The sequence below is a fragment of the Dongia sp. agr-C8 genome, assembly GCF_054658695.1.
In genome coordinates this window covers 18,870-44,961 of the sequence record NZ_BAAGHZ010000005.1, presented here as the reverse complement: position 1 = coordinate 44,961, position 26,092 = coordinate 18,870, and the positions used below count along the sequence as shown (strand labels likewise).

At 65.6% G+C, this 26,092-nt stretch carries 22 protein-coding genes; 16 read left to right on the top strand and 6 right to left on the bottom strand.

Annotated features, from left to right (window positions below):
• Positions 1-39: 39 nt before the first annotated feature.
• Positions 40-1,467, bottom strand: a complete 1,428-nt coding sequence (locus ACYQ4T_RS24485) for an APC family permease (protein ID WP_459859245.1) — start codon at positions 1,465-1,467, stop codon at positions 40-42.
• Between the two features lie 265 nt (positions 1,468-1,732).
• Here ACYQ4T_RS24485 and ACYQ4T_RS24480 point away from each other — a divergent pair, with 265 nt between their 5' ends.
• From ACYQ4T_RS24480 to ACYQ4T_RS24440, 9 genes are all read left to right on the top strand, one after another.
• Positions 1,733-2,308, top strand: coding sequence for a MarR family winged helix-turn-helix transcriptional regulator (locus ACYQ4T_RS24480; protein ID WP_459859244.1), 576 nt, complete (start codon positions 1,733-1,735; stop codon positions 2,306-2,308).
• A gap of 115 nt (positions 2,309-2,423) precedes the next feature.
• Positions 2,424-3,905, top strand: a complete 1,482-nt coding sequence (locus ACYQ4T_RS24475; RefSeq protein ID WP_459859243.1) for an aldehyde dehydrogenase — start codon at positions 2,424-2,426, stop codon at positions 3,903-3,905.
• Positions 3,898-4,794 (top strand): DODA-type extradiol aromatic ring-opening family dioxygenase, encoded by an 897-nt coding sequence (locus ACYQ4T_RS24470; RefSeq protein WP_459859242.1) that lies wholly within the window; start codon positions 3,898-3,900, stop codon positions 4,792-4,794. The genes ACYQ4T_RS24475 and ACYQ4T_RS24470 overlap by 8 nt, the downstream gene beginning before the upstream one ends.
• 12 nt (positions 4,795-4,806) lie before the next feature.
• Positions 4,807-5,661 carry a fumarylacetoacetate hydrolase family protein gene (locus ACYQ4T_RS24465; RefSeq protein ID WP_459859241.1) on the top strand — a complete coding sequence of 285 codons (855 nt, stop codon included), beginning with the start codon at positions 4,807-4,809 and terminating at the stop codon, positions 5,659-5,661.
• A 3-nt stretch (positions 5,662-5,664) separates the two neighbouring features.
• Entirely contained in the window at positions 5,665-6,462 is a 798-nt protein-coding gene (locus ACYQ4T_RS24460; RefSeq protein WP_459859240.1) for an acetoacetate decarboxylase family protein, read from the top strand.
• A gap of 20 nt (positions 6,463-6,482) precedes the next feature.
• Positions 6,483-7,745, top strand: coding sequence for a cytochrome P450 (locus tag ACYQ4T_RS24455; protein WP_459859239.1), 1,263 nt, complete (start codon positions 6,483-6,485; stop codon positions 7,743-7,745).
• Between the two features lie 32 nt (positions 7,746-7,777).
• Complete coding sequence (locus ACYQ4T_RS24450; RefSeq protein ID WP_459859238.1) at positions 7,778-9,064, top strand: type I glutamate--ammonia ligase; 1,287 nt, start codon at positions 7,778-7,780, stop codon at positions 9,062-9,064.
• Positions 9,065-9,080: 16 nt separating this feature from the next.
• Positions 9,081-9,398: a 2Fe-2S iron-sulfur cluster-binding protein gene (locus ACYQ4T_RS24445; protein ID WP_459859237.1), complete on the top strand. Its 318-nt coding sequence runs from the start codon at positions 9,081-9,083 to the stop codon at positions 9,396-9,398.
• On the top strand, positions 9,398-10,615 hold the full coding sequence (locus tag ACYQ4T_RS24440) for an NAD(P)/FAD-dependent oxidoreductase (protein ID WP_459859236.1): 1,218 nt from the start codon (positions 9,398-9,400) through the stop codon (positions 10,613-10,615). Before ACYQ4T_RS24445 ends, ACYQ4T_RS24440 begins: the two co-directional genes overlap by 1 nt.
• Positions 10,616-10,627: 12 nt before the next feature.
• Here ACYQ4T_RS24440 and ACYQ4T_RS24435 read toward each other — a convergent pair whose 3' ends face one another.
• Positions 10,628-11,872 carry a PAS domain-containing sensor histidine kinase gene (locus ACYQ4T_RS24435; RefSeq protein WP_459859235.1) on the bottom strand — a complete coding sequence of 415 codons (1,245 nt, stop codon included), beginning with the start codon at positions 11,870-11,872 and terminating at the stop codon, positions 10,628-10,630.
• 607 nt (positions 11,873-12,479) lie between these two features.
• On the opposite strand from ACYQ4T_RS24435, the gene ACYQ4T_RS24430 reads away from it, so the two are divergent.
• Genes ACYQ4T_RS24430 through ACYQ4T_RS24405 form a run of 6 tightly spaced genes read left to right on the top strand, consistent with a single transcriptional unit; the run spans position 12,480 to position 20,442 of the window.
• The gene (locus tag ACYQ4T_RS24430; RefSeq protein WP_459859234.1) at positions 12,480-12,569 is read left to right on the top strand and encodes a K(+)-transporting ATPase subunit F; all 90 of its coding nucleotides are present in this window, start codon (positions 12,480-12,482) and stop codon (positions 12,567-12,569) included.
• Positions 12,570-12,611: 42 nt separating this feature from the next.
• A complete protein-coding gene (gene kdpA / locus ACYQ4T_RS24425) occupies positions 12,612-14,342 on the top strand; it encodes a potassium-transporting ATPase subunit KdpA (RefSeq protein WP_459859233.1) in 1,731 nt (576 codons plus the stop codon).
• Between the two features lie 15 nt (positions 14,343-14,357).
• A complete protein-coding gene (gene kdpB / locus ACYQ4T_RS24420; RefSeq protein WP_459859232.1) occupies positions 14,358-16,430 on the top strand; it encodes a potassium-transporting ATPase subunit KdpB in 2,073 nt (690 codons plus the stop codon).
• A 10-nt stretch (positions 16,431-16,440) separates the two neighbouring features.
• Positions 16,441-17,007 carry a potassium-transporting ATPase subunit KdpC gene (gene kdpC / locus ACYQ4T_RS24415; RefSeq protein WP_459859231.1) on the top strand — a complete coding sequence of 189 codons (567 nt, stop codon included), beginning with the start codon at positions 16,441-16,443 and terminating at the stop codon, positions 17,005-17,007.
• A 19-nt stretch (positions 17,008-17,026) separates the two neighbouring features.
• Positions 17,027-19,753: an ATP-binding protein gene (locus tag ACYQ4T_RS24410; protein WP_459859230.1), complete on the top strand. Its 2,727-nt coding sequence runs from the start codon at positions 17,027-17,029 to the stop codon at positions 19,751-19,753.
• Positions 19,750-20,442 (top strand): response regulator, encoded by a 693-nt coding sequence (locus ACYQ4T_RS24405; protein WP_459859229.1) that lies wholly within the window; start codon positions 19,750-19,752, stop codon positions 20,440-20,442. The genes ACYQ4T_RS24410 and ACYQ4T_RS24405 overlap by 4 nt, the downstream gene beginning before the upstream one ends.
• A gap of 353 nt (positions 20,443-20,795) precedes the next feature.
• Here the strand turns inward: ACYQ4T_RS24405 and ACYQ4T_RS24400 are convergent, their stop codons facing one another.
• The 4 genes from ACYQ4T_RS24400 to ubiG all read right to left on the bottom strand — a co-directional run bounded on the left by ACYQ4T_RS24400 (position 20,796) and on the right by ubiG (position 24,586).
• Positions 20,796-21,302 carry a PAS domain-containing protein gene (locus ACYQ4T_RS24400; RefSeq protein WP_459859228.1) on the bottom strand — a complete coding sequence of 169 codons (507 nt, stop codon included), beginning with the start codon at positions 21,300-21,302 and terminating at the stop codon, positions 20,796-20,798.
• Positions 21,299-22,795 carry a choline-sulfatase gene (gene betC / locus ACYQ4T_RS24395; protein WP_459859227.1) on the bottom strand — a complete coding sequence of 499 codons (1,497 nt, stop codon included), beginning with the start codon at positions 22,793-22,795 and terminating at the stop codon, positions 21,299-21,301. The genes ACYQ4T_RS24400 and betC overlap by 4 nt, the downstream gene beginning before the upstream one ends.
• 113 nt (positions 22,796-22,908) lie before the next feature.
• A complete protein-coding gene (locus ACYQ4T_RS24390) occupies positions 22,909-23,598 on the bottom strand; it encodes a lipid-binding SYLF domain-containing protein (RefSeq protein WP_459859226.1) in 690 nt (229 codons plus the stop codon).
• A gap of 136 nt (positions 23,599-23,734) precedes the next feature.
• Entirely contained in the window at positions 23,735-24,586 is an 852-nt protein-coding gene (gene ubiG, locus ACYQ4T_RS24385) for a bifunctional 2-polyprenyl-6-hydroxyphenol methylase/3-demethylubiquinol 3-O-methyltransferase UbiG (RefSeq protein ID WP_459859225.1), read from the bottom strand.
• Positions 24,587-24,814: 228 nt separating this feature from the next.
• Here ubiG and ACYQ4T_RS24380 point away from each other — a divergent pair, with 228 nt between their 5' ends.
• On the top strand, positions 24,815-26,089 hold the full coding sequence (locus tag ACYQ4T_RS24380) for an aspartate kinase (RefSeq protein WP_459859224.1): 1,275 nt from the start codon (positions 24,815-24,817) through the stop codon (positions 26,087-26,089).
• Positions 26,090-26,092 lie beyond the last annotated feature (3 nt).

Genomic DNA, 26,092 nt, shown 5'->3' with positions numbered 1-26,092 from the left:
CGGGGCTGGCGGCCCCGGCCTTTTCGTCGATTCGGGCGGCTATTCGGTCTGGTGCGCACCCAGTTCGGCGAAGCGGGCGCCCGATTGCTGCTTCAACTGGTTGGCGACGACGGCACCCAGCAGGCCGGCGATCGGCACCAGCACGACCAAACCATAAGCGATCGCCTTGTTGGCGCCGGTGAGGTCGGGGAAATGCACCACGACCATGACACCGATGATCGCCAGCAGGGCGCCGCCGACCAAAGGCGCGATGCTCGACTTGAAGGCAGAGGGTTCAAGACCTGCATTCTTGCGGAAGAAGGCGATCACCGCGAAGGAGACCAGGGCCATCAGCGTGATCACGCTCAAGGTCGCGAGGTTGGTGAGCCAAGCGAACAGGCCCAGCACCGGATCCTGGCCGGTCAGGATGAAGATGCCGACCACGACCAGGGCCAGCACGGTCTGCAGGACCGATCCGAGATGCGGACTCTGGTGCAGGTCATGGGTCTGTCCTAAGCCCGCCGGCAGCAGCCCTTCGCGGCCGAGCACATAGAAGTAGCGGGCCGCTGCGTTGTGGAAGGCCAGGAGCGCCGCGAACACGCTGGTGATCAGCAGCAGGCTCATGATGGTGGTCAGCCAGCCGCCGACATAGCGCTCGGAGAGTGCGAAGATGAAGGTGGTGGGATCCATGCCGCCCAAGGTCGTCATCAGCTTGTCGGCACCCTCGCCGTTGACCATGGCCCAGGTCGAGATCGCATAGAAGATGCCGATGATCAGCACCGAGGCATAGGTCGCCCGCGGCACGGTGCGGCCGGGGTCCTTGGCTTCCTCGCTGTAGATCGTGGTCGCCTCGAAGCCCATGAAGGCGGCGAAGCAGAGCAGCATGCCGATCACCGGCGAGCCGCCCATGAAGGCGTCGTAGGTGAAGCTGACCGTGCTGTTGCCGCTGTCGCCGCCGGTGCCGATGATGGCCAGGTCGAGGATCAGGACGGCGATATATTCGGCGATCACCAGGACCGCGAGGACTTTGGCCGAGAGATCGATCTTCATGTAGCCGAAGACCCCGACAATCGCCATGGCGATCAGGGACCAGGCCCACCAGGGCAGGACGAGCCCGTATTCGCCGAGCACGCCCGCCGTCACGGCGCCGAACAGGCCGTAGAGGCCCATCTGCATCGTGTTGTAGGCGAGCACAGCGATATAAGCGGCCGAGCCGCCCATCACGCCGCCGAGGCCGCGCGCGGTGAAGGCGAAGAAGGACCCGGCATTGGCGATGTGCCGCGCCATGGCCGTGTATCCCACCGAGAAGATCAGCAGGATCAACGTGGTCAGCACGACCGCCGCTGGAACGCCGGCGCCGTTGCCGAGCAGCATCGCAATTGGATAGCCGCCGGCGACGGCGGTCAAAGGCGCCGCCGCCGAGACGACGAAGAAAGTGATCGCGGCGACGCCCAATGCGTTGCGCCGGAGTGATCCGGTCTGTGACATGGCTTCAAGCCTCCCCTCTGTCCCACGGCGGCATCATGTGCCGCCGCCATCGCTGCGTTTCTGCACTCCCCAACCTCAGTTGCGGATGCCTCGCATTTTTCGTTCGATGTCGAACGATAACTCAGATCAAGATGAGGGGCAAGGCGGTCGTTCGACGGGGAACGATCCGGCCCTGGGCATGGCGGCGGGCTTCTGGCGCGAGTCGCCGGGATGCTATAAGACGGCCGCCTTGCGTTCTCAGTTGGGGATTTTCAGGGAGATCCTGGTGGCCAAGCCTGCGCGCAGCGCCCGCACCAAACGCCCGGCGGCGACGCCGAAGCTGCACCCGCATTCCAAGAAGCCGCTGGGCGAGGTGCTGGGCGAGCGCCGGGTCGCGAGCCTCGGGGTCAACCTCGACTCGATGGCCCTGGTCTCCAACATCCACCGCGCCTCGGCGGCGATTCGCGAGCATTTCGAGCACTGCGTGCTGACCGAGGCCAACCTGCACTGGTCGGCCTTCACCACGCTCTGGTGCCTCTGGATCTACGGCGAGCTTGAGACCCGCAAGCTCGCGGTCGAAGCCGGCGTCGCCAAGAGCACGCTCTCGGGCATCCTGAACACGCTCGAAGGCCGGAAACTGGTGAAGCGGCGCACCAACGAAGCGGAGCGCCGACTGGTGATCGTGAACCTGACGTCGGCAGGTGACGCGCTGATCACCAGCCTGTTCCCGCGCTTCAACGCCGAGGAGACGAGGATCGTCGGCGGCCTGTCGGCCAAGCAGATGCTCTCCGCCACCGATGTGCTGCGCGCGATCCTGGCAACGATCGAGAAGATCGACGGCCCGCTCCACGAGATAGACTAGGCACGAAATCGAGGGATCCCCGCCAGGGCGCTTGACTCGGATCAGGTGCTGGCTAAATTATTCGACGTCGAACGATCGGCAACCCCAATAACAAGCCGATCGACGGGGGAGGCTTATGGCGGCGAGCGTCGAAGGCGTCGAAATCGACAGCAGGCATTGGATCGGCGGCAGGCGCGTGGACAGCGCGGACCGTTTCCAAAGCATTTCGCCGATAGACGAGACGCCGATCGCCGATATGGCGAGCGCCGGCGCCGCCGAGGTCGATCAGGCGGTGAACGCGGCCCATGCGGCGTTCCAGACCTGGGGTCGGACCAGCCGCGAGGAACGCGCCCGCCTGCTGCACAAGATCGCCGATGGCGTGGAAGCGCGGGTCGAGCAGCTTGCGCAGGTCGAGACGCGGGACAACGGCTCGCTGCTGCGCTCGCACCGGCGCGGGGTGATGCCGCGGGTCGCGCATAATTTCCGCTTCTTCGCCGACTGGCTGCTGCAGCTCGATCATCCGGACTTCGACACCCGCGGCCATCGCAACCATGTGAGCTGGGATCCTTCCGGAGTCGCGGCGATCATCACGCCCTGGAACGCGCCGCTGATGCTCGGCACCTGGCGCATCGCGCCGGCTTTGGCTTCGGGTTGTACGGTGGTCTACAAGCCGCCCGAATGGGCACCGCTGACGGCGTCCCTGCTGGCCGATATCGCCGCGGAAGCTGGGCTGCCGGCGGGTGTCTTCAACGTCGTGCAGGGTCTCGGCAAGACCGCCGGCGCCGCGCTGACCCGGCATCCGAAGGTCCGGCGCATCAGCTTCACCGGTTCGGTGCCGACCGCGAAGACCATCGCGGCCGCGGCGGCGGAGAACCTGGTGCCGCTCTCCTTCGAACTGGGTGGCAAGTCGCCGTTCATCGTCTTCGCCGATGCCGACCTCGACCTCGCGGTCACCACGGCGGTCGGGCAATACGACAATGCCGGCCAGGTCTGCCTGGCGGGCACGCGCATCCTTGTCGAAGAGTCTATCCGCGAGACCTTCATCGCCGCCTTCATCGAGAAGGCAAAGAAGATCCGCCAGGGAGACCCGCGTGACGAGGCGACCGACATCGGCCCGCAGATCAGCCGGCCGCATTTCCAGCGGATTGATGGCTTCGTGAAGCGCGCCAGGGAGGCAGGCCTGAAGCCCGTGCTTGGCGGCGGACCGAACGAGGAGCTCGGTGGGATTTATTATCGGCCGACCTTGTTTCTCGATCCGCCGCAGGATTCCGAAATCCTGCGCGAAGAGGTGTTCGGGCCGGTGCTCTGCCTGCAGTCGTTCAAGACCGAGGCGCAGGCGATCCAGATGGCCAACGATACCGAATACGGCCTGGCCGGTGTGGTGATGACCGGGGATGAGGAACGCGCCAGGCGCGTCTCCGCGCAGATCAACGCCGGCCTCGTCTGGAACAACTGCTTCTTCGTACGCGACCTCAGGCAACCGTTCGGCGGCAACGGCAAGTCCGGCATCGGCCGCGAGGGCGGCACCTGGTCGTTCGACTTCTACTGCGATGTGAAGGCGAGCATCTTCTCGCCCGCTGGCTGGGCCAAGAATGGCGGATGGAGCAAAAATGGGTGAGGTGGTCGGCTGCGGTCTCCTGGCGCATGTCCCCACGGTCATGCTGCCGAAGGAGATCCGCTACGAGTTGAACAACGGGCAGGAATTCTCGGTGGTGACAGGCCTCAACCGCCTCAAGGCCGAGGTGCTGTCGAAGCTCGACTACGACGTGGTTGTGGTGCTGGACTCCCACTGGTTCACCACGGTCGAGTTCGTGATCACGTCGCATGCGCGGCGCCAGGGCAAGTACACCTCCGACGAACTGCCGCGCGGCATGTCACAGGTGCCGTATGACGCGCCGGGGGATCCGGCTTTCGCAAAGGCGGTCGCGGCACTTGCCGGCAAGCACGGCACCTGGATCACGCCGATCGAAGATCCGTATCTGCCGATCCAGTACGCGACGGTCAACCTCATCAAGTATCTGCAGAAGGGCAACGAAGCCTGGGTCTCGGTCTCCTGTGCGCAGACCGGGGAGACCGACGACTTCCTGCGGGTCGGCCGGGCGCTGGGCGAGGCGATTGCGGGGATCGATCGCAAGGTGTTGCTGCTCGCCTCCGGCGCCATGAGCCACAAGTTCTGGCCGCTCTCCAAGCTGCGCGCGCATGAGGCGGCGGGCGTCGAGCACATTTTCAGCCCGGCCCATGCCAAGGCCGATCTTGACCGCCTCGACTGGATGAAGGCGGGAGACCACGCGCGCGTGCTGCAGGCGATGCCGGAGTTCCTGCAGTACAAGCCGGAGGCCAACTTCGGCCATTATGTGATGATGGCGGCGGCGATGGGCGAAGCCGCCTTCAGCGCGCCGGGCCGGCTGTTCAGCGAATACGAAAACTCGATCGGCACCGGTCAGGTGCATGTCTGGTTCGACCGGCCGCGCGACGGCTGGCAGGCACGCCGACGGGCGGCGCAGTAAGGGGAGATAGACGTGCGGGAAACGCGGCGAATCCTGTTGGCAGGCTCGGTGGTCGAGGTCGAGCGCCAGGGCGAGGAACTGGTGGCCGATGACGGACGCCGGGTCAAGATCGCCGACGCACAGCATCTCTGGCCGGTGGTGCCGAGCAAGATCATCTGCGTGCACTTGAACCATGTGAGCCGGGTCAAGGAATTCCAGATCAAGCTTTCGGCGACGCCGACTTATTTCCAGAAGCCGACCTCGTCGCTGAACTCGCATCGCGGCGAGATCGTGCGGCCGAAACGCTGCAAATGGCTGAACTACGAGGGCGAGGTGGCGATCGTGATCGGCCGCCGCTGCCGCAACATCTCCCAGAAAGAGGCGGGCGACTATATCCGCGGTTATACCGTCGCCAATGATTACGGGCTGCACGATTTCCGCGACACCGACGCGGGCTCGATGCTGCGGGTCAAGGGCAGCGACACGCTCTGCCCGCTGGGACCAGGGCTCGTCGAAGGCTGGGATTTTCGGAACAAGTATCTCCGCACCTATGTGAACGGCCAACTGAAGCAGGACGGCAATACGGCGGAGATGACCTGGGACATGCACTACCTGGTCGCCGATATCGCCCGCAACATCACGCTGGAGCCGGGCGACGTGCTGCTTTCCGGCACACCGGCCAATTCAAGGCCGGTCTACCCGGGCGACGTGGTCGAGGTCGAAGTCGAAGGGCTGGGCCGTCTCTCCAACACCATCGTCGAGGGACCGGAGCCGATCCGGGATGATGTCGGCGCGCAACCGAGCGAATCCGAAGAGGTGCTCTCGACTGCCCAGGGCGGCGATTGGGAGTTCCGCGGCATCCGCCCGCCGAAGAAGCCGGGAGCCTGAGCGATGAAGGGCTTCTTCTATCCGCGCAGTGCCACTGGCCGCTCGTCGCTTCTGCCGCCGCCGCCCTGGCATTATTCCGGCGATCTGCTGACCATCGAATACCGGACGGACCCGGCGAAGGTCGCGGCCCTGTTGCCGGCGCCGTTGACGCCGGCCGACGAGGATCCGGGCGCCGTGGCGCTGATCTGGGCGGACTGGCAGTCCTGCGGCGATACCAAAGAGGAGCTGCTGGACCCGGTTCGCGCGCAATACAAGGAAGCCTTCGCGGTCGTGCGCTGCAAGTTCGAGGGCCGGACTTATTCGCGCTGCATCTACATCTGGGTCGATAAGGATTTCGCGATGCTGCGCGGGATCCACCAGGGTTATCCGAAGAAGCTGGGCTCGATTCACATGACCCGGCCGCATCCCTATGGGCCCGCGCCGCGCCTCCAGGCCGGTGCCGTGTTCGGCGCGACCTTGGCGGCGGCGGACCGGCGGATCGCCGATGCGGTGATCACGCTGCGTGGCGAGGTCGAGAAGAATGGCTTCGTGAACGGCCATCCGATGGCGCATCACCGCTGGCTGCCGGCGATCGACGGCAAGGGTGACGCGCATAGCGAGCTCATCGAATCGACCGCCGCGAAATTCGAAGGCGGCAAGCCCTGGGCGGCCGATGTCGAGAGCTTCAAGCTCTATGACGTGCCGACCGAGGAGCTGGCCGGACTCGAGGTTAAGGAGATTATCGGCGGCTATTACCGCCAGATCGGCGTCACCTGGAACGGCGGCCGCACGCTAGCAAACCTCGCGGTTCCGTCGACCTGATAGAGAGAGCCTGCCGCACCATGACGACCTTCACGCCCATCGACGACGGCCATGCCGACCTCTCCAGCCACGATTCATTCGTACGCGGCGCGCCCTACAACACTTTTGCGCGGCTGCGCCGCGAGGATCCGCTGGCCTGGTGCGACTACAAGGGCGGCAAGGGCTTCTGGTCGGTGACCCGGCACCACGACATCCTGGAACTGAATCGCGACAGCAAGCTGCTGAGCTCGGCCCGCGGCATCCGGATGGAAGACCAGACCTATGAGGAATACCTGGCGCGCCGCACCTTCCAGGAAACCGATCCGCCGGAACACACCCGCACCCGCATCCTGGTCGCCAAGGCCTTCTCCCAGCCGGTGATCGCGCAATTCGCCGAGCAGATCCGCAAGCTCTGCGACGATATCCTCGACACCGCGCTCGCCAAAGGTTCGTTCGACGCCACCAAGGAGATCGCGCGGGAACTGCCGATGCGTATGCTGGGCCGCATTCTGGGCACGCCGGATGAGGACCTGGCCTGGCTGGTGGAGAAGGGCGACCAGCTGATCGCCAACACCGACCCCGAGTTCACCAAGCATGTGCTGGACCAGGCCGACACCGAGGCCTACCGGCTCATGCCGTTCCGCTCGCCGGCGGGCGCCGAGCTGTATGAATACGCCAAGAAGCTGATGGCGGAAAAGCAGGCCAAGGGCGACACCAAGGGCGTGCTGCACCTGATCCTGCAGCCGGATTCCCAGGGCAATGTGATCTCGGAGCTCGAGTTCCGCAACTTCTTCTGCCTGCTGGTCGCCGCCGGCAACGACACCACCCGCTATTCGATCGCCGCCTCGCTCTTCGCGCTCGCCAACCGGCCGGCACTGATGGAGCAGCTCCGGAATGGCGGCGATGCCATCTGGGAGACGGCGCCGGACGAGTTCATCCGCTGGGCCTCGCCGACCATGCATTTCCGTCGGACGGCCACGCGCGACTTCGACCTGCACGGCAAGACGGTCCGGCAAGGCGACAAGGTCATCCTCTGGTTCGTCTCGGGCAACCGCGACGAAGAGGCCTTTGCCAATCCGTTCGAGCTCGATCTCGCGCGGACGCCGAACCGGCACATCGCCTTCGGCCAGGGCGGGCCGCATGTCTGCCTAGGCATGTGGCTGGCGCGGCTCGAAGTGCGGATTCTGTTGCAGGAGTTCGTGAAGCGGGTGAAGGTCCTGGAACAGGCCGGCCCGCATGAATTCCTGCGTTCCAACTTCATCGGCGGCATCAAGCGGCTGCCGGTGAAGGTAACGCTGCAATAACAAGAACGAAGAGATACCAGGGAGACTTGAAGATGGGGACGACGGACCGACTCCGTCTGCTGTTCTGCGATCATCTGAGCATTGCGCGCGGCAAATACATGCCGGCGAGCAAGATCGGCGACGGCGAGACGCGGTTCTGCCAGGGCACCTTCGCGCTGACCTATTGCAAGGAGATGGCGCCGGCACCCGGCGGCACCATGCTGGAAGGCCTGCCGGACATGGAGGCGCATTATATCGGCGCCGATATCCGCGACGGCTGGGAGCCGAACACCAAGGTCGTGGTCGCCGATCTCTACGACAACAAGGGCGCACCGCTCGGCATCTGCGGGCGCGGCCGGCTGAAGCAGGCGGTCAAGGACTGGCAGGCGATGGGGCTCAGCCCCAAAGTTGGGCTTGAGCTCGAAGCCTTCGCCTTCCAGCGCAATGCCGAAGGCAAGCTGGTGCCCTATGACACGCCGGGCGCCTATGTCTACAGCACCGGACGCTTCGCCGATCCGCTGCGCTTCACCGACGCGATCTGGGAAAAGGCGAGTGCGCTCGGCTTCAAGATCGACTGCGTGACCTCGGAGTATGACTCGCCGCAGTTCGAGTTCACGCTGACCTACGACGACGCGGTGAAGGCGGTCGATGACATCTTCCTGTTCCGGGTGCTGGCGCGCGAAGTGGCGCTGGACCACGGCATCGTCTTGACCTTCATGCCGAAGCCGATCCCGAACAAGGGCGGCAGCGGGCTGCATGTGAATTTCAGCTTCTCCGATGCCAACGGCAAGAACGTGTTCGGCAATTCGAAGCAGGGCGAGATGACCGATCTTGCCAAGGGCTGCATTGCCGGGCTGATGCATCATCATCGCGGCATGGCCGGCCTGCTGGCGCCGACGGTCAATTCCTACGAGCGGCTGAAGCCGGCCAGCCTTTCCGGCTATTGGCGCAACTGGGGTGTCGATCACCGCGGAGTCACGACGCGGCTTTCCGCCGAGACCGGTGTCAAGGCCAGGCTGGAGCACCGCATGGCGGATGCCGCGGCCAATCCTTACACCCTGGTCGCGACCGTGCTGCAGGCGGCCCGGCTCGGCGTCGTCAATAAGTACAATCTGCCGCCGGCCGAGACCGCCGACTGCATCATGAACCACGACGCCAAGGACGGCACGCCGGACAGTCTCGCCGAGGCGCTGAAGGAACTGGCGGGTGACACGGCGCTGGTTTCGGCGGTTGGGGAGTTGCTGGTCGCCAATCATATCGGTATCAAGGAGCTCGAATTGGAGCGCACGGCGGCGCTGGAGGGCGATTCCTTGCGCGACTATTACATCCACTACGTTTGACGAGAGAGCCTGCCTGATGCCGAAGGTCACCTGGATCCTGAAGGACGGGAAAGAGATCACCGCCGAAGTGCCGGTCGGGCACAATCTGATGGAAGCCGCGGTCGCGAAGAACGTGCCGAATGTGATCGGCGAGTGCGGTGGCTGCCTGTCTTGTGCCACCTGCCATGTCTATGTCGATGAAGGCTGGTACGGGAAGACCGGCGCGCCGGACGACATGGAAAGCGATATGCTGGAGATCACCGTCGCCGAGCGGAAGCCGACCAGCCGCCTCTCCTGCCAGATCAAGTCCGCGCCGGAGCTCGACGGCCTGGTCCTGCGCGTCCCTTACGTCTGATGACCGACCCGATCGTCATCGTCGGCGCCGGGCAGGCCGGCGTCGCGCTGGCGGCGAAGCTTCGGTCATTGGGTTATGCCGGCGGCTTGATCCTGATCGGCGATGAGGCGGTCCCGCCCTATCAGCGGCCGCCGCTCTCCAAGAAATACGTCTCCGGCGAGCTGGATGTCGAGCGCCTGCTGATCCGGCCGCGCGACTGGTATGCCGAGCAGAATGTGGAGCTGCGGCTGGAGCAGCGCGTCACGACGATCGCACCGCGCGACCATGAACTGACGCTCTCGGACGGCACGCGTCTCCGCTACACCAAGCTGGCGCTGACGACGGGCGCGCGGCCGCGCAACCTTCCCGCCGAGATCGGCGGCGCGCTGCCGGGCGTGGTGACCATCCGCGGCCTCGCCGATGCCGACGCGATCATGCCGCTGCTGAAGCCCGGGATGCGGCTGGTGGTGGTCGGCGGCGGCTATATCGGCCTGGAAGCCGCGGCGGTCACGGCATCCAAAGGCATGCAGGTGACCGTGATCGAGGCCGCCGAGCGAATCCTGCAGCGGGTCGCCGCGGCGGAGACCTCGGCCTATTTCCGCGACCTCCACGCGCGCCATGGCGTCTGCATCCGCGAAGCCACGGGCCTGGATCGGATCATGGAGAAGGACGTGCAGGTCGCGGCGGTCATGCTGCGCGACGGGACCTCACTGCCGGCGGATCTCGTCATCGTGGGGATCGGCGTGCTTCCCAACGACCAGCTCGCGCGCGATGCGGGGCTGCTGGTGGAGAACGGCATCACGGTCGACGAGCATGGACGCACGTCGGATCCCGATATCTTCGCCGCCGGCGATTGCGCGAACTTCCCCTGGCAGGGCCAGCGGACGCGATTGGAATCCGTGCAGAATGCGATCGAGCAGGCGGAGCACGCGGCGGCGGCGATGCTGGGCGCAGCGGAACATTACAATCCGGTGCCCTGGTTCTGGTCGGATCAGTATGACGTGAAGCTGCAGATCGCCGGGCTGAACCGGGGCTACGACCAGGTTGTCACCCGGCCGGGCAAGCGGCCGGGCAGCCAGTCGGTCTGGTATTACCGGCAGGGCGCGCTGATCGCGGTCGATGCGATGAACGATGCGCTGGCCTATGCCTTCGGGAAGAAGGCGCTGGAAAGCGGGAAATCGATCGCGCCGGAGCAGGCGGCCGATCCGGCCGTCGATCTCAAGGCCGCGATCGGCTGATCACTCGGCTGGTCACTCGGCGGCGGGCTGGACCAGACGCAGATCGCGCCGCGCGATACAGCGCGACTTCGGCATGGTGAAGGTCACGGTCGTGCCGCGGCCCTCGACGCTGGCGATCGCGACCTGGCCGTCATGCAGCTCGATCAAGCGCTTGGAGATCGCGAGGCCCAATCCGGTGCCTTGCGGTTTCTGCACCCGCGGCGACTGCGCCTGGTGGAACGGCCGGAACAGGTTCAGCAGCTCCGATTCCGGGATGCCGATACCGGTGTCGGAGACGCTGATCTGCATCCCTCCGTCCGGCGTGGCGCCGGCATGGACCAGGACGGTGCCGGTGCTGGCCGTGAACTTGATGGCGTTGGAGAGCAGGTTCAGCAGCACCTGCTTCACCATGCGCTCGTCGGCACGCAGCAGGGGCAGCTCGGCGTCGATGCTCTGGATGATCTTGATGCCGACTTCCTGGGCGCGCTGGCGCACGAGCTTGATGCAACCGGAAATCAGGCCGACGACGTCGATATCGGTCGCCTGGAGCACCGCCTTGTTGGCTTCCAGCTTGGACATGTCGAGGATGTCGCTGATCAGGTCGAGCAGCAGGATCGCGCTGTCATGGATGTCGCCGGCGTATTCCGAAGTCTTCTCCGGCGAGGCCGCGAACATGCGGTCGCGGATCACTTGGGAGAAGCCGATGATCGCGTTCAACGGCGTGCGCAGCTCATGGCTCATGTTGGCAAGGAACATCGACTTCGCGACGTTCGCTTCCTGGGCACGGTTGCGGGCCTCGATCAGTTCCTGTTCGAAGCGGCGCTGGTCGGTGATGTCAAAGCCGATGCAGACCACCAGCATGACGCCGCCGTGGCCGTCATCCAGCGCGACGTTCGACCATTTCATCAGCCGCCGCTCGCCGGACTTGCTGATCCACTGGTTGGTGTGCGGCTTGGGGAAATCCGAGAGCTTGGGCTTGCTGAGAAAGCTGACGACGCCGGCATAATCCTCAGCCGGAATGATCTGCTTCCAGGTTTCGGGATCGGAGAGCTCGGCTTCGGTAAAGCCGGAGAGCTTCTGCGCGCAGCGGTTGGCGCGAATCAAGCGGCCGTCGCGGTTATAGACGGTGATCGCGGCATCGACGCTGTCCAGCACCAGGCTGACGATGGCGTTCTGCGCAACCGGCGAGGCCCGGTCGCGCCGCAGGCGCTGAATGCCCAAGACGCCCAGCCCGCCGGCCAGGATCCCTCCCATCAATGCGCCCAGTTCCAGCATCATCCCCGCGCCGTTCCATCGGCGGCCGGCAAGCTCACGCTTGCTTCAACTCTCTGCCTCAAAGCGTGAACCTTCAGGCAAAGGCCTGAAGGATTGGTTAAAATTCAAGGGAGCGGCATCCATCTTGAACATAGGAGTGTGAGGAGGCCGGTGCGGCGGCCCGACGGGCGGGATAATCGTCCTTATGGAATCCTTATTCCGGCCTCAGCAGTTCCGCATGGAAGCCCAACGGGCGCGGGCGCCACATTCATCCGTGTCTCCTGGACCCGACCGCGCGACGACGCGCGCCGCACGAAACCGCCAGGGGGAAGGATCATGCTGGATGTAATCCTGGATTGCTTCGGGGCGCTGCTTCTCGTCGGACAGGCGGTCTGGTTTCTGGCCGAGGGCCAGATCGAGGCGCGGCCCGGCGAGCGAGCTTCTTGATCGCCATCAATCCCTGGGTCCAGCAAGCCTGCATGATTGAACAAGGCAAAGCGGCATATGTCCTTCAGGGCGTGCAGCAAGGAGACCGGACGGATGCTTGACCTGGCGATGATCGCGATCGGCTGTGCGTCATTCGCGATTCTCATTCTCTACACCTACGTCTGCGACCGGATGTGAGGCAGCCATGACCCTCGACCTCGTCCTCGGTGCGCTCGTTTCACTCGGCCTGCTGGCCTATCTGGTCTACGCCCTGATCCGCCCAGAGCGGTTCTAGGTTGGGCGGTTCTACTCGCGCGATCGCAAGGAGCCCTTAATCATGACTTTGAACGGATGGATCCAGATCGCGGTCTACTGCGCGCTGATCCTGGTCTGCGTGAAGCCGCTCGGCCTCTACATGGCGCGGGTCTTCAACGGCGAACGCACGTTCATGACCCCGGTGCTGCGCCCGCTGGAGCGCGGGATCTATGCAATCTGCGGCGTCGATGAAGCGCGGGAGCAGCACTGGACCCGCTATACGGTCGGCATGCTGATCTTCAGCTTGATGAGCTTCCTGTTCGTCTACGGGCTGCAGCGGCTGCAGGCGGTGCTGCCGCTGTTCAATCCTGCCGGAATGGCGGCCGTCGCTCCGGACAGCGCCTTCAACACCGCCGTCAGCTTCGCCACCAATACCAACTGGCAGGGCTATGGCGGCGAGACCACCATGAGCTATCTGACGCAGATGGCCGGCCTCACCGTGCAGAACTTCGTCTCCGCGGCGGTCGGTATCGCGCTCGCCATCGCGCTCATTCGCGGCTTCGCGCGGCGCTCGGCCAGCACGGTCGGCAATTTCTGGGTCGATCTCAACCGCGGCACGCTCTATGTGCTGCTGCCGATGTCGATCGTGGTCTGCCTGGCGCTGGTGGCACTCGGCGTGCCGCAGACCTTCGGCGCCTATGTCGATGCGGCCACGCTCGAGGGCGGCAAGCAGGTGATCGCGGTCGGGCCGGCGGCGTCGCAGATCGCGATCAAGCAGCTCGGCACCAACGGCGGCGGCTTCTTCAACGCGAACTCGGCGCATCCCCTGGAGAATCCGGGCGCGCTCTCGAACCTCATCGAGATGTGGTCGATCCTGGTGATCAGCGCCGCCTTGACCTACACCTTCGGCCATATGGTGAAGAATACCCGCCAGGGCTGGGCGGTCTTCGCCGTGATGGCGGTGCTGTTCCTGGGCGGCCTCATCGCGACCTATTGGGCGGAATCGCAGGGCAACCCGACGCTGGCCGCCATGGGCATCGACCAGGCGCCGGGTGCGCTCCAGTCCGGCGGCAACATGGAAGGCAAGGAGGTCCGCTACGGCATCGCCAATTCGACGATCTGGGCGACTGCAACCACCGATGCCTCCAACGGCTCGGTCAATTCCATGCATGACAGCTACACGCCGCTCGGCGGCCTCATCCCGATGCTCAACATCCAGCTGGGCGAGATCATCTTCGGCGGCGTTGGCTCGGGCCTCTACGGCATGCTGCTGTTCGCCGTGGTCGCGGTCTTCGTTGCCGGCCTGATGGTGGGGCGTACGCCGGAATATCTCGGCAAGAAGATCGAGGCGCGCGAGGTCAAGATGTCGATGCTGGCGATCCTGGTTCTGCCGGCCTCGATCCTGGGCTTCACCGCCCTGGCGGCCGTGATCCCGCAAGGCCTCTCCAGCCTCAACAATGCCGGGCCGCATGGCTTCAGCGAGATCCTCTATGCCTTCACCTCGGGCACGGGCAACAATGGCAGCGCCTTCGCCGGCTTGAACGCGAACACGCCGTTCTACAACGTCACCATCGGCCTCTCGATGCTGGTCGGCCGTTTTGCGGTGATCGTGCCGATGATGGCGATCGCGGGCTCGCTGGCGGCCAAGAAGATCGTGCCGCCTTCGGCCGGAACCTTCCCGACCACCGGCACGCTGTGGGTCGGCCTGCTGATCGGGGTGATCCTGATCGTCGGCGGCCTGACCTACTTCCCCGCCCTCGCCCTCGGCCCGGTGGTCGAGCACCTGGCGATGAATGCCGGCAACCTGTTCTGAGGACCTGAGGAAATCATGGCTGTGACCCCTACACTGTCGGGCAGCAAGATCCGCAAGCGGATGCCGGTCGCCACGCTGACCGATCCGAAAATCCTGCTGCCGGCGATCGGCGCCTCCTTCCGCAAGCTCGACCCGCGGGTCATGATGCGCAACCCGGTGATGTTCGTGGTCGAGGTGGTGGCCGCGCTGACCACCGTCCTCTTCATCCGCGACGTGATCACCGGCGCCGGCAATCTCGGCTTCTCCTTCCAGATCAATCTCTGGCTCTGGTTCACCGTGCTGTTCGCCAATTTCGCCGAAGCGGTGGCGGAAGGCCGCGGCAAGGCCCAGGCCGCGACCCTGCGCAAGACCAAGACCGAGACCATGGCCAAGCGGCTCGCGAACGGCGCCGGTTGGACGCAGGTGCCGGCGACTGCGCTCAAGGTCGGCGACGTGGTCCTGGTCGAGGCGGGCGACCTCATCCCCAGCGACGGCGAGGTGATCGAGGGTGTTGCCTCGGTCAACGAGGCGGCGATTACCGGCGAGTCCGCGCCGGTGATCCGCGAATCCGGCGGCGATCGTTCGGCGGTCACCGGCGGGACCCAGGTGATCTCGGACCAGATCAAGGTCAGGATCACCGCGGCGCCGGGCTCGACCTTCCTCGACCGCATGATCTCACTGGTCGAGGGTGCTTCGCGCCAGAAGACGCCGAACGAGATCGCGCTCAATATCTTGCTGGCCGGCATGACGCTGATCTTCGTCTTTGCCGTGGCGACGATCCCGAGCTTCGCCGCCTATGCCAACGGCAATATCCCGGTCCTGGTCCTGGTGGCGCTGTTCGTCACCCTAATTCCGACCACGATCGGCGCGCTGCTCTCCGCCATCGGCATCGCCGGCATGGACCGTCTGGTGCGGTTCAACGTGCTCGCCATGTCCGGCCGCGCGGTCGAGGCGGCGGGCGATGTCGATACGCTGTTGCTCGACAAGACCGGCACCATCACCCTCGGCAACCGCCAGGCCACCGAGTTCGTGCCGGTTCTGGGCGTCAGCGACCGCGACGTGGCGGAAGCGGCGATGCTAGCCTCGCTTTCGGACGAGACCCCGGAGGGCCGCTCCATCGTCGCCCTTGCCGGCGAGAAGTACGGCATCCGCCCGCAGAGCTTGGTCGATGCGGTGTTCGTGCCCTTCACCGCCCAGACCCGCATCAGCGGCGTGGACAGCGGCGGCGCCACGATCCGCAAGGGCGCGGTCGACGCGGTGCTGGCCCATGTCCATGCGACCGGTGCCGACCCGGTCGCCCGTGAGGTCGGTGCCGCCGCCGAACGCATCGGCAAGGCGGGCGGCACACCGCTGGCCGTGGCGAAGGATGGCAGGCTGCTGGGCGTCATCCACCTCAAGGACATCGTGAAGGGCGGCATCCATGAGCGCTTCGCCGCCCTGCGCGCCATGGGCATCCGCACCGTGATGATCACCGGTGACAACCCGCTCACGGCGGCCGCGATCGCGGCGGAATCGGGCGTCGATGACTTCCTGGCCCAGGCGACGCCGGAGGCGAAGCTGAAGCTCATTCGCGACGAGCAGGCGCAGGGCAAGCTGATCGCCATGTGCGGCGACGGCACCAACGACGCCCCGGCCCTGGCCCAGGCGGATGTCGGCGTCGCGATGAACACCGGCACGATGGCGGCGCGGGAAGCCGGCAACATGATCGATCTCGACAGCGATCCCACCAAGCTGATCGAGATCGTCGAGATCGGCAAGCAGCTGCTGATGACCCGCGGCGCGCTGACTACTTTCTCGATCTCGAACGACGTGGCCAAGTATTTCGCCATCATCCCGGCGATGTTCGTCGTGATCTACCCGCAGCTCCAGGCGCTGAACATCATGCACCTGGCGACGCCGCAGAGCGCGATCCTGTCGGCGATCGTCTTCAACGCGCTGATCATCGTTGCGCTGATCCCACTCTCGCTGCGCGGCGTCGCCTATCGTGCGGTTGGCGCTGCCAGCGCCCTCAGGCGCAACCTGCTGATCTACGGTCTCGGCGGACTGATCGTGCCGTTCATCGGCATCAAGCTGATCGACCTGCTCATCACCACCATCGGCCTCGCGTGAGGAGAGAGATATGAATCAGATCCGCCCCGCCATCCTGATGCTCGTGATCATGACCGTGCTGACCGGCTTTGCCTATCCACTGGCGATGACTGGCATTGCCCAGGTCGCGTTTCCCAGCCAGGCCAATGGCAGCCTGATCGAGAAGAACGGCACCGTTATCGGTTCCGCCCGGGTCGGCCAGAGCTTCGCGTCGGAGAGGTATTTTCACGGCCGTCCCTCGGCCACGTCCGACGCCTACAATGCGGCGGCGTCCTCCGGCTCGAACCTGGGGCCGACGTCGCAGAAGCTGGTGGATCGCGTCAAGGGCGATCTCGAGAAGCTGAAGATCGAGAATCCCTCGACGCCGGTGCCGGCGGACCTGGTAACCGCATCGGCCAGCGGCCTCGATCCGGATATCACGCCGGCCGGCGCCCTGTTCCAGGTACCGCGCGTGGCCAAGGCGCGCAACCTGCCGGAGGACAAGGTCCGGCAGCTGGTCACGGACCACACCGAAGGCCGGTTGTTCGGTGTGATCGGCGAGCCGAGGGTGAACGTGCTTGCGCTCAATCTTGCATTGGATGCACTGGCGGCACCGTAAATTCGGCTAAGATGGCGTGATGACCGACGACCAGGAGCCATTGCGTCCCGAACCGGAGGCGCTGCTGCTCGAAGCCGGCCGCGGCAATCGCGGCCGACTCAAGATCTATCTTGGGATGGCGCCGGGGGTCGGGAAGACCTACGCGATGCTGGAAGGCGCACGCGCGGCGAAGGCCGCCGGGCGCAACGTCGTGATCGGCGTGGTCGAGACCCACGGTCGGGCCGAGACCGCGGCGTTGCTGCAGAATCTCGAGGTTGTTCCGCGCCGCTCGATCGCGCATCGCGGGCATATGCTGCAGGAATTCGATCTCGCCGCCGTGCTGGCCCGCAAGCCCGACCTGGTGCTGGTCGACGAGCTGGCGCACACCAATGCACCGGACAGCCTGCACCCGAAGCGCTGGCAGGACGTGGCTGAGCTGCTGTTCGCCGGCATCAATGTCTATTCGACGTTGAATGTCCAGCATCTCGAGAGCTTGAACGACGTGGTGGCAAGGATCACCGGGGTGCGCGTGCGCGAGACCGTGCCCGACAGGATTCTCGAGCAGGCGGACGAGGTCGAGCTGGTCGATCTGACGCCGACCGAGCTGATCGACCGCCTGCACCAGGGCAAGGTCTATGCGCCGGAGCTCGCCGGACGCGCGCTGGAGAAATTCTTCAATCCCGGCAACCTCGCGGCCCTGCGCGAGCTCGCCCTGCGCCGCACCGCCGACCGGGTCGATGACCAGGTGGTCGGCTACATGCGCGCGCATGGGATCGAAGGCCCGTGGCAGGTCAACGAGCGGATCTTGGTCTGCATCGGGCGCGATTCCAACAGCGGGCTCGCGGTCCGCGCAGCGCGGCGGCTCGCCGACCAGCTGCAGGCGCCCTGGGTCGCCCTGCATATCGAACGGCCCAATGCGGCGCTGCCGGACAGGGTCGATGGCGATCCGGCCGAGGCGGCACTGAAGGCTGCGGCCGATCTTGGCGCCCGGGTCGAGCGCGTTTCCGGCCGCGACCTGCCGGCCGAGATCCTGCGCTTCGCCAAGCGCAACAACATCACCCAGATCGTGATCAGTCGTTCGCGCTCGAGCTGGCTCAAGGAGATCCTGCGGCGCTCGCTGCCGCATGAGCTGGTGCGCCGCGCCAACGGGATCGCGGTGCATGTGCTGACGGCGGAGGCGGTACGGCAGAGCGGCTTGCGCTGGCGGCCGCGCCTGCCGCGCGGCTGGCAGCCCTGGGCCTTCAGCCTCGGCGGCATCGCGACAGCCGTGGCGGCCGGCAAGATCATTCCGGACCTCGACCGGCCGGGCAATATCTCCACGCTACTGATGGCGGTCGTCGTCTTTTCAGCGATCATGTGTGGGCGCACCGTCGCGACGATCACCTCGGTGCTGGCCTTCCTGGCCTACAACTTCTTCTTCCTCGATCCGCTGCTGACCTTCCATGTCACGCATCTGGTCGATCTCGTGACGCTGATGCTGTTCCTGATCATCGCGATCGCGACCGGGACATTGGCCGGCACCGTGCGCGAGCAGGCGCAGGCGGCCCAGGACCGGATCAAGGCGATGCGGGCACTCTATGACTTCGCCAGCCGGCTCGGCGCCACCTTCCGGCGCGACGATCTGGTCCATGCGGTCGCGATCCATGCCAACCGGGTCGCCGACCACCAGGCCATGGTGATGCTGGCCGAGGGCGACGAACTGGTCATCAGTCATGCCTGGCCGCCGGAGGACAGCCTGGAGCCCAGCGGCTGGGCCGCGGCGCGCTGGGCGCGCGAGCACGCCGAGCCGGCCGGCTTCGGTACCGACACCCTGCCGACCGCGGAATGGCATTTCCGCCCGATCCGCACAAAGGATTCGATCGTCGGCGTGGTCGGCATCCGGCGCAAGGGCGAGGAACGCGCGGCCTCGGGCGAGATGCTGCGCACGCTCGACGCGGTGCTCGACCAGGCCGCGGTCGCGATCGAGCGCATCGACTATGCGGAGGAAGCGGCGAAGGTCGAGGCGCTCGACGCCACCGATCGGCTGCGCGGCGCGCTGCTGTCTTCGGTCTCGCACGATCTGCGCACGCCGCTGACCGCAATCCTGGGCTCGGTTACCACGCTTCGGCAGCAGGGCAGCCAGTTGAGCGAGGCGGGGCGCCGGGAATTGCTGGCGACGATCGAGGAAGAGGCCGACCGGCTCGATCGCTTCGTGGCTGATCTCCTGAACATGACGCGGTTGGAATCCGGCGCGCTGGAGACCAAGGCGGATTGGATCGACGTCGCCGACCTGGTCGATTCCGCGATCCGCCGCGTCGCGCGCCGGCCGCATGCGGACCTGCTGAGCCGCAAGGCGCCAAACGACCTGCCGCTGATCCGCGCCGACTTCGTGCTGCTGGAGAACGTGCTGATGAACCTGATCGACAACGCGCTGAAGCACGCCGCGGGCGCGACGAGGATCGAGGTCGCAGCCGGCCGGCGCGACGGCCGGCTGGAGATGTCGGTCACGGATGACGGCCGCGGCATCGCTGCCGAAGACCTGCCGCATCTCTTCGACAAGTTCTACCGCGCCGGTGGGACCAATCCCAGGCGGGCCGATGCCGGCAGCGCCGGAGCCGGGCTCGGCCTTTCGATCTGCAGGGGGCTGGTCGAGGCGATGGGCGGCGAGATCACGGTCATCAGCCCGACCGAGATCGGGCGCGGCGCGCGCTTTGCCGTCTCTTTCGCAGTCCCGGCCCAGCCTGCATCCGTCGGCGCGATCGAGGCCGAAGCTAGGGTCGAATCATGACCGATACCGCCCGGGTCCTGGTGGTCGATGACGAGCCGCAGATCCTCAGGTTCCTGCGCGCGAGTCTCGGCGCCAGCGGCTTCACGGTGATCGAGGCCGAGACCGGCGCCGAAGCCTTGAAGCGCGCGGCGGTCGATGCCCCGGAGATCGTCGTGCTGGATCTGGGCCTGCCGGACATGGACGGCAAGGACGTGATCAAGGCGCTCCGCGAATGGTCGGAGATCCCGATCATCGTGCTCTCGGCCCGGGCCCGCGAGGCGGAGAAGATCGAGGCGCTCGACCTCGGCGCCGACGACTATGTCAACAAGCCGTTCGGCATCGGCGAGCTCTTGGCCCGGCTCCGCGCCGCCTTGCGGCACCGGCTGCGGCAGCAGGGTGCGACGCCGGTGGTGAAAGCCGGCGATCTGAAGATCGACATCGCGCGGCGTAAGGTCACCCGCGGCGAGGCCGAGATCCATCTGACGCCGAAGGAATTCGAACTGCTGCGCCTGCTGGCGCAGAATGCCGGCAAGGTGGTGACCCATCGGCAGCTGCTGCAGGCGGTCTGGGGACCGGCGCATCTCGAGGACACGGCCTATCTTCGCGTCTTCATCGGCCAGGTCCGGCGCAAGATTGACGCCGACGACGGCGCCGCGTCGCTGATCGAGAACGCGGCCGGCGTCGGCTATCGGTTGCGGGATGACGGTTAGCTCGCTCTCGCGCCTGACCTGCAATGCTTCTTGTGGTATGATCGGCGCGCGCTGTTTGAGACTGTAAATCTTGTGTCGAACCTGCGCGCGGTTTGACGCCGTCTGTGCTGCGCTGCATCGCAGACCCGACGCAGACCGGGGAAATTTTCCCCGCCCCCGCACGCCGCCGTCTGTGCTGCACCGCGTCGCAGACCGGACGCAGACGAAGCAAAAAATCTGCCGCCCGGAGAGGGCGGGGAAAATGTTCATCACCAGGGGCTTAAGCGACGCTGTGCCCGCGGGGCGGTTGTCTTGCTATGCTGCACAGCGCCACAGATCGGACACCCGCGAGATCGTCGCCGAACCAATCTCGTCTAGAGCTTGAGCGCAACGCCCCAGTCGATCGGGTCGGGCTGCGGCCCGAGCGGCCCATAATCCTCGATCGAAATGCATTGGCGGATCTCGCCGTTGACCTTGAGCGGAAAGAGACCCATCCAGACCAGGCGCACGAGATCGCGGTCGTTGGGCCAGTGATAGGCCTCGATCACCGCCTGGCCGGTCTCGCGGCAATGCACATAGCAGCGCTGGATGCCTTCGACCACGGCGCGAAACTCGCCGGTGGCGAACTCGTCGAGATGACGGCCGGTGATGTTCAGGCCGGTCATCTCATCGACCTTGGTGCCGGTCAGGCGATAGCGCACGCGGAACGGCGCGTCCTCGAACTGGACGATCAGCACGTAAGGCAGCAGCTGCAGGATCTTGGCGGGATCGAGCAGGCTGCGCTCCGGCGCCGTTCCCCCGCCGAGGCTGAGCCAATACTCGGCCAACTGCCGGACTCGTTCCGGCGTACCCTGCGGGATCGGCCGGACCGCGTCGTTCACGGCTGCACGCGCGGCAGGCGCAGGGCGCGGTCGGGATCCGGCCGGTTGTCGCCGTAGTTCCGCCAATAGGAGCCGGCGGCATCCTCGCGCCGTTCGAAATCCCAGGGCATGATGCGGCCCTGGGTCAGCGCCGCATGGATCAGGCGCCGCCGTCGCTGGCTGGCCATAACCGCCGCGCGCAAACCGGCGAGATCCCAGCGCCGGCGCACTTCATCGCGCAGCGCACGGCCCTGTTCGCCGTCGGCGATATTCTGCCGCTCCATCGGATCCTTTGCGAGGTCGTAGAGGAAGCTGCCCTCGGCCTCGGAATGGATGAACTTCCAGTTCTCCCGGCGGAGCATGATCAGCGGGTGATCGTAGCCTTCGCCCATATACTGCCCGACCACTTCGCGCGCGCCGCCGCTTTCTCCCTGCAGTAGCGGCAGGAGGCTGCGTCCGTCGCGCGCAACCTCGTCGCCGGCGATTGCGGTGAAGCTCGGCAAGAGGTCGAGATGCGAAACCGGGTCGGCGACGCGGTGGCCTGCCGGGATGCCAGGGCCGGCGAAGACCAGAGGCACGCGGATCGCGCGCTCGAAGAACACCATCTTGTACCAGAGTCCGCGCTCGCCCAGCATGTCGCCGTGATCGCTGGAGACGACGACCACGGTGTTCTCGGTGAGGCCGAGCAGGTCGAGGCGCTCGAGCAGCCGCCCCAGCAGGGCGTCGCAGTAGCTCAGCATGCCGTAATAGGCGCGGCGGGCGCACAGCACCTGCTTCGCATCGACCGGAATCTCGCCGCGGTCGTAGAGCCGGTACATGCGCTGGCCGAAGACGTCGCGCGCCACGACGGGTTGGCCGTCATCCTGCGGCGCATCGATGGGCGCGCCTTCGTACCAGTCCCAGAATTGCCGGGGCGCCTGATAGGGGTCGTGCGGATGCATGAAGGAGACGGTGAGCGCGAAGGGCCGCTCATCCGCCGCGCCGCCGCGCCGGTGCAGCCATTGGATCGCCTTGAAGCAGGCGTCCTCGTCATACTCCATGTTCAGCGTGTAGTCGCAGGGCCCGGCCTCGGCGACGCTGGCCATCGAGTGGGACCAGGAGAGGATCTCGTCCCGCCGCTCCCAGTCCGGCACCCAGCCGAAATCCGAGGGCGAGAGATCGGTGGTCAGCCGCTCTTCATAGCCGTGCAGCTGGTCGGCGCCGGTGAAATCCATCTTGCCCGAGAGGCAGGTGCGATAGCCGAGCGCGCGCAAGTGGTGCGCCCAGGTCGGCTGATCGGAAGGCAGCTCGGCGGCGTTGTCAAAGGCACCGATCGCAGAAGGATAGCGACCGGTCATCAGCGCGAAGCGCGCGGGCGAGCAGAGCGGGGCGTTGCAATAGGCGTTCTCGAACAGCGTGCCGCGACCGGCGAGCCGTTCCAGATTCGGCATGCGCACCAGCGGATGGCCGTAGACGGGCAGCGAGAGCGCCGCCATCTGGTCGAACATCACGAAGAGAATATTGGGTCTACCCACCGCCGCCCGATCCCGACCTCTGGCCCTTGCTTTTCTGAGCAAGGGGATATTCCAGCCGGACCCTCCGGCTGTCACGCGGAATCGGACAGATTGCTGCCGGCCGGCGCCTTTGATCAGTAGGGCGCCAGGCTGTTCAGCAGGCTTTGGGTGTTGGGATTGTTGAACTTGCGCTCGATGACGATGCCGTAGGGCGTCGCGGTCGGGCCGTAATAGGCGTGGTTGTCGTCGTCGTTCTTGAGGATGCCGGCGCCGTTGAATGAAACGCCGGCGAAGGCGCCCGCGGTCTTCGAGAAGGAATAGACATCGGACGAGAAGTTGGTCGTCGTGTCCGAACCGATTCCCTTGCCGTTCGGGCCCGCTGCCACCGACATGTCGCCGCCGAACTTCATCTGGTTGTCGAGGATGGCATCGAGCGCCTTCTGGCTCATGATGGTGAAGATGGTTTCGGAGGACTGGCCGCCGATCTGCAGACCCAGGCTGCCCTCGGCCAAGGTGTAGAAAGCCGGCTGGCTCCAACCTTTGGCGGCATCGCGGACCAGCAGGATGCCGCTGCCGCCCTGGCCGCCGATCACCAGCCCGGCCTTGAAGATGTCCGGGAAGATCATGATCGCCTTGGCCTTCTTCACATAGCCCGGCAACTCGCCGAACTCGAGGGCGGTGATCAGCTTGTCGAAGGTGATGCGGGCCTTGTCGACCAGCTCCTGCTGGTCGGTGAGGGCGAAGGCCGGCCCGGCATGCGCCATGACAGGCGCCAACGCCAATGCGGCAATTACGGTCCGGCGGTTCAAACCAGTCAGACTCATCGCGTCAATCTCCTGCGACTCGGGAATGCGAAACCCTAACCCACACATAACTGCGCGGGTTCCTGGGTGCAATTGCCTCACGCGCATTTCATCGAGTCGACTCGGCGGGAAACGAGCGAATTAAGGCGAGATTGCCTTACCGATGAATCTGATGACCCTGAACGGCGTGTTGGGCGACCGACATGTAGTTGACGCCGCAGTCGCGGCCGATCGAGAAGCTGTCGCCGATCGGGTCGTAGGTGACGCCGGCCAGCTCCTTCATGTCGAGGCCATGGCTCCGCAAGTGGCGTGCGAGCTCGGACGGCCGCATGAAACGCCGCCAGTCGTGGGTGCCGCGCGGCAACCAGCGCAGAACATATTCGGCGCCGACGATGGCGAAGGCGAAGGATTTCACCGTCCGGTTCAAGGTCGCGACGAACATCGTGCCTTCGGGCTTCAGCAGGCCGGCGGCCGCCTTGAAGAAGGCGTCGAGATCGGCCACGTGCTCGACGATCTCCATGGCGAGAACGGCGTCGAACTTTGCCCCCCCATTCTGTCCAAGGTTCGCCGCCAGGTCCTCGGCGGTGCAGGGCAGGTAGGTCACTTTGGTGCCGACCGATTCCGCGTGGCGGCGGGCGATCGCGATGTTCCGCTCGGCGGCGTCGATCCCGGTCACCTCGGCGCCCAATCGGGCCAGGGGCTCGGCCAGCAGTCCGCCGCCGCAACCGATGTCGAGAATCGAAAGCCCCCGCAGCGGCTCGGGCTCTTCCGGGTTGCGGCCCAGCCCGATCGCCAGCCGGTCGCGGATGAAGCGGACGCGGACCGGGTTCAGCCGGTGCAGCGGCTTGAACTTCCCCGTCGGGTCCCACCAGGCATCGGCCATGGCCGTGAATTTGGCGATCTCGGCATGGTCGACCGAGCCGCTGCCGGACCGGCTTGCGGCGTCGCTCGGCGCGGCCCAGGTCCGACCGGTTCCGGCGCCGCCGGGGGAGGTGGAAGAAGGCTCCATCAATGCCTACCAAATGATTGAAGAACCAGCCCGGAAGCTGTGTGAATGCTTGCCTCTCCGGCATCGAATGAGTATGGATACGCACCGCTGGCAAAACAATCCATTTCCCTTTGATTTCCAGGGCAGGATTCCGGTCGAGGCAGCCTAAAATGGCCGCCACCGGGCCGTCGCCATGGGCAAGATGTGGAATTGGGCCGGCGGCTCGGCTGGATTAAGGATCTACACTAAATGGCTCAACTCGGGGCTCAATCGGCAGCGCAATCCAGGGCAGGCACCGGCCGGAAGACCCGGATCGTCATGAAATTCGGCGGCACCTCGGTCGCCAACATCGAGCGCATCAACGCGGTCGCTCAGCGCGTCAAACGCGAGGTGGATGCGGGACATGAAGTCGCGGTCGTGGTCTCGGCCATGTCCGGCCACACCAACCAGCTGGTCGCCTGGTGCAGCGAGATCTCGCCGATGCATGACGCGCGGGAATACGACACCGTGGTCGCCGCGGGCGAACAGGTTACCGCAGGCCTGACCGCGATCGCGCTGCAGACCCTCGGCGTCAACGCGCGCTCCTGGCTCGGCTGGCAGATCCCGCTCGCAACCAACGATGCCCACGGCAAGGCGCGGATCATGTCGATCGACGCCGAGGCCTTTGAGCAGCGCTTCCAGCAGGGCCAGGTCGCGGTGGTCGCGGGCTTCCAGGGCATCGGCCCGGACAACCGGATCACCACCTTGGGCCGCGGCGGATCCGATACCTCGGCGGTTGCGCTGGCGGCGGCCTTGAAGGCCGATCGCTGCGACATCTTCACCGACGTGGACGGCGTCTACACCACCGATCCCCGGATCGTCGCCAAGGCGCGCAAGCTCGACAAGGTGACCTACGAAGAGATGCTGGAGATGGCGTCGCTCGGCGCCAAGGTCTTGCAGATCCGCTCGGTTGAGATGGCCATGAAGCATGGCGTCCGGGTGCAGGTCCTCTCGAGCTTCGAGGACAAGCCGGGTACGCTGGTCGTGAATGAGGATGAGATCATGGAACAGGAACTGGTCAGCGGCATCGCTTATAGCCGCGACGAAGCGAAGATCACGCTGGTGCAGGTGCCGGATCGCCCGGGCGTCGCCGCCTCGATCTTCGGCCCCTTGTCGGATGCCAACATCAACGTGGACATGATCGTCCAGAACGTCTCGGAAGACGGCAAGAACACCGACATGACCTTCACCGTCTCGAAGGGCGACTTCGAGCGGGCGAAGCAGGTGCTGACCGGCAAGCAGAACAGCCTGAACTTCCGCACCCTCATCTCGGACTCAAATGTGGTGAAAGTCTCGGTGATCGGCGTCGGCATGCGCAGCCATGCCGGCATCGCCCAGCGTATGTTCAAGGCGCTGGCCGAGAAGGGCATCAACATCCAGGTAATCTCCACCTCGGAGATCAAGATCAGCGTGCTGGTGGCCGAGGAATATACCGAGCTGGCGGTGCGCGCGCTGCACACCGCCTACGGCCTGGACGCGGAGTAAGGT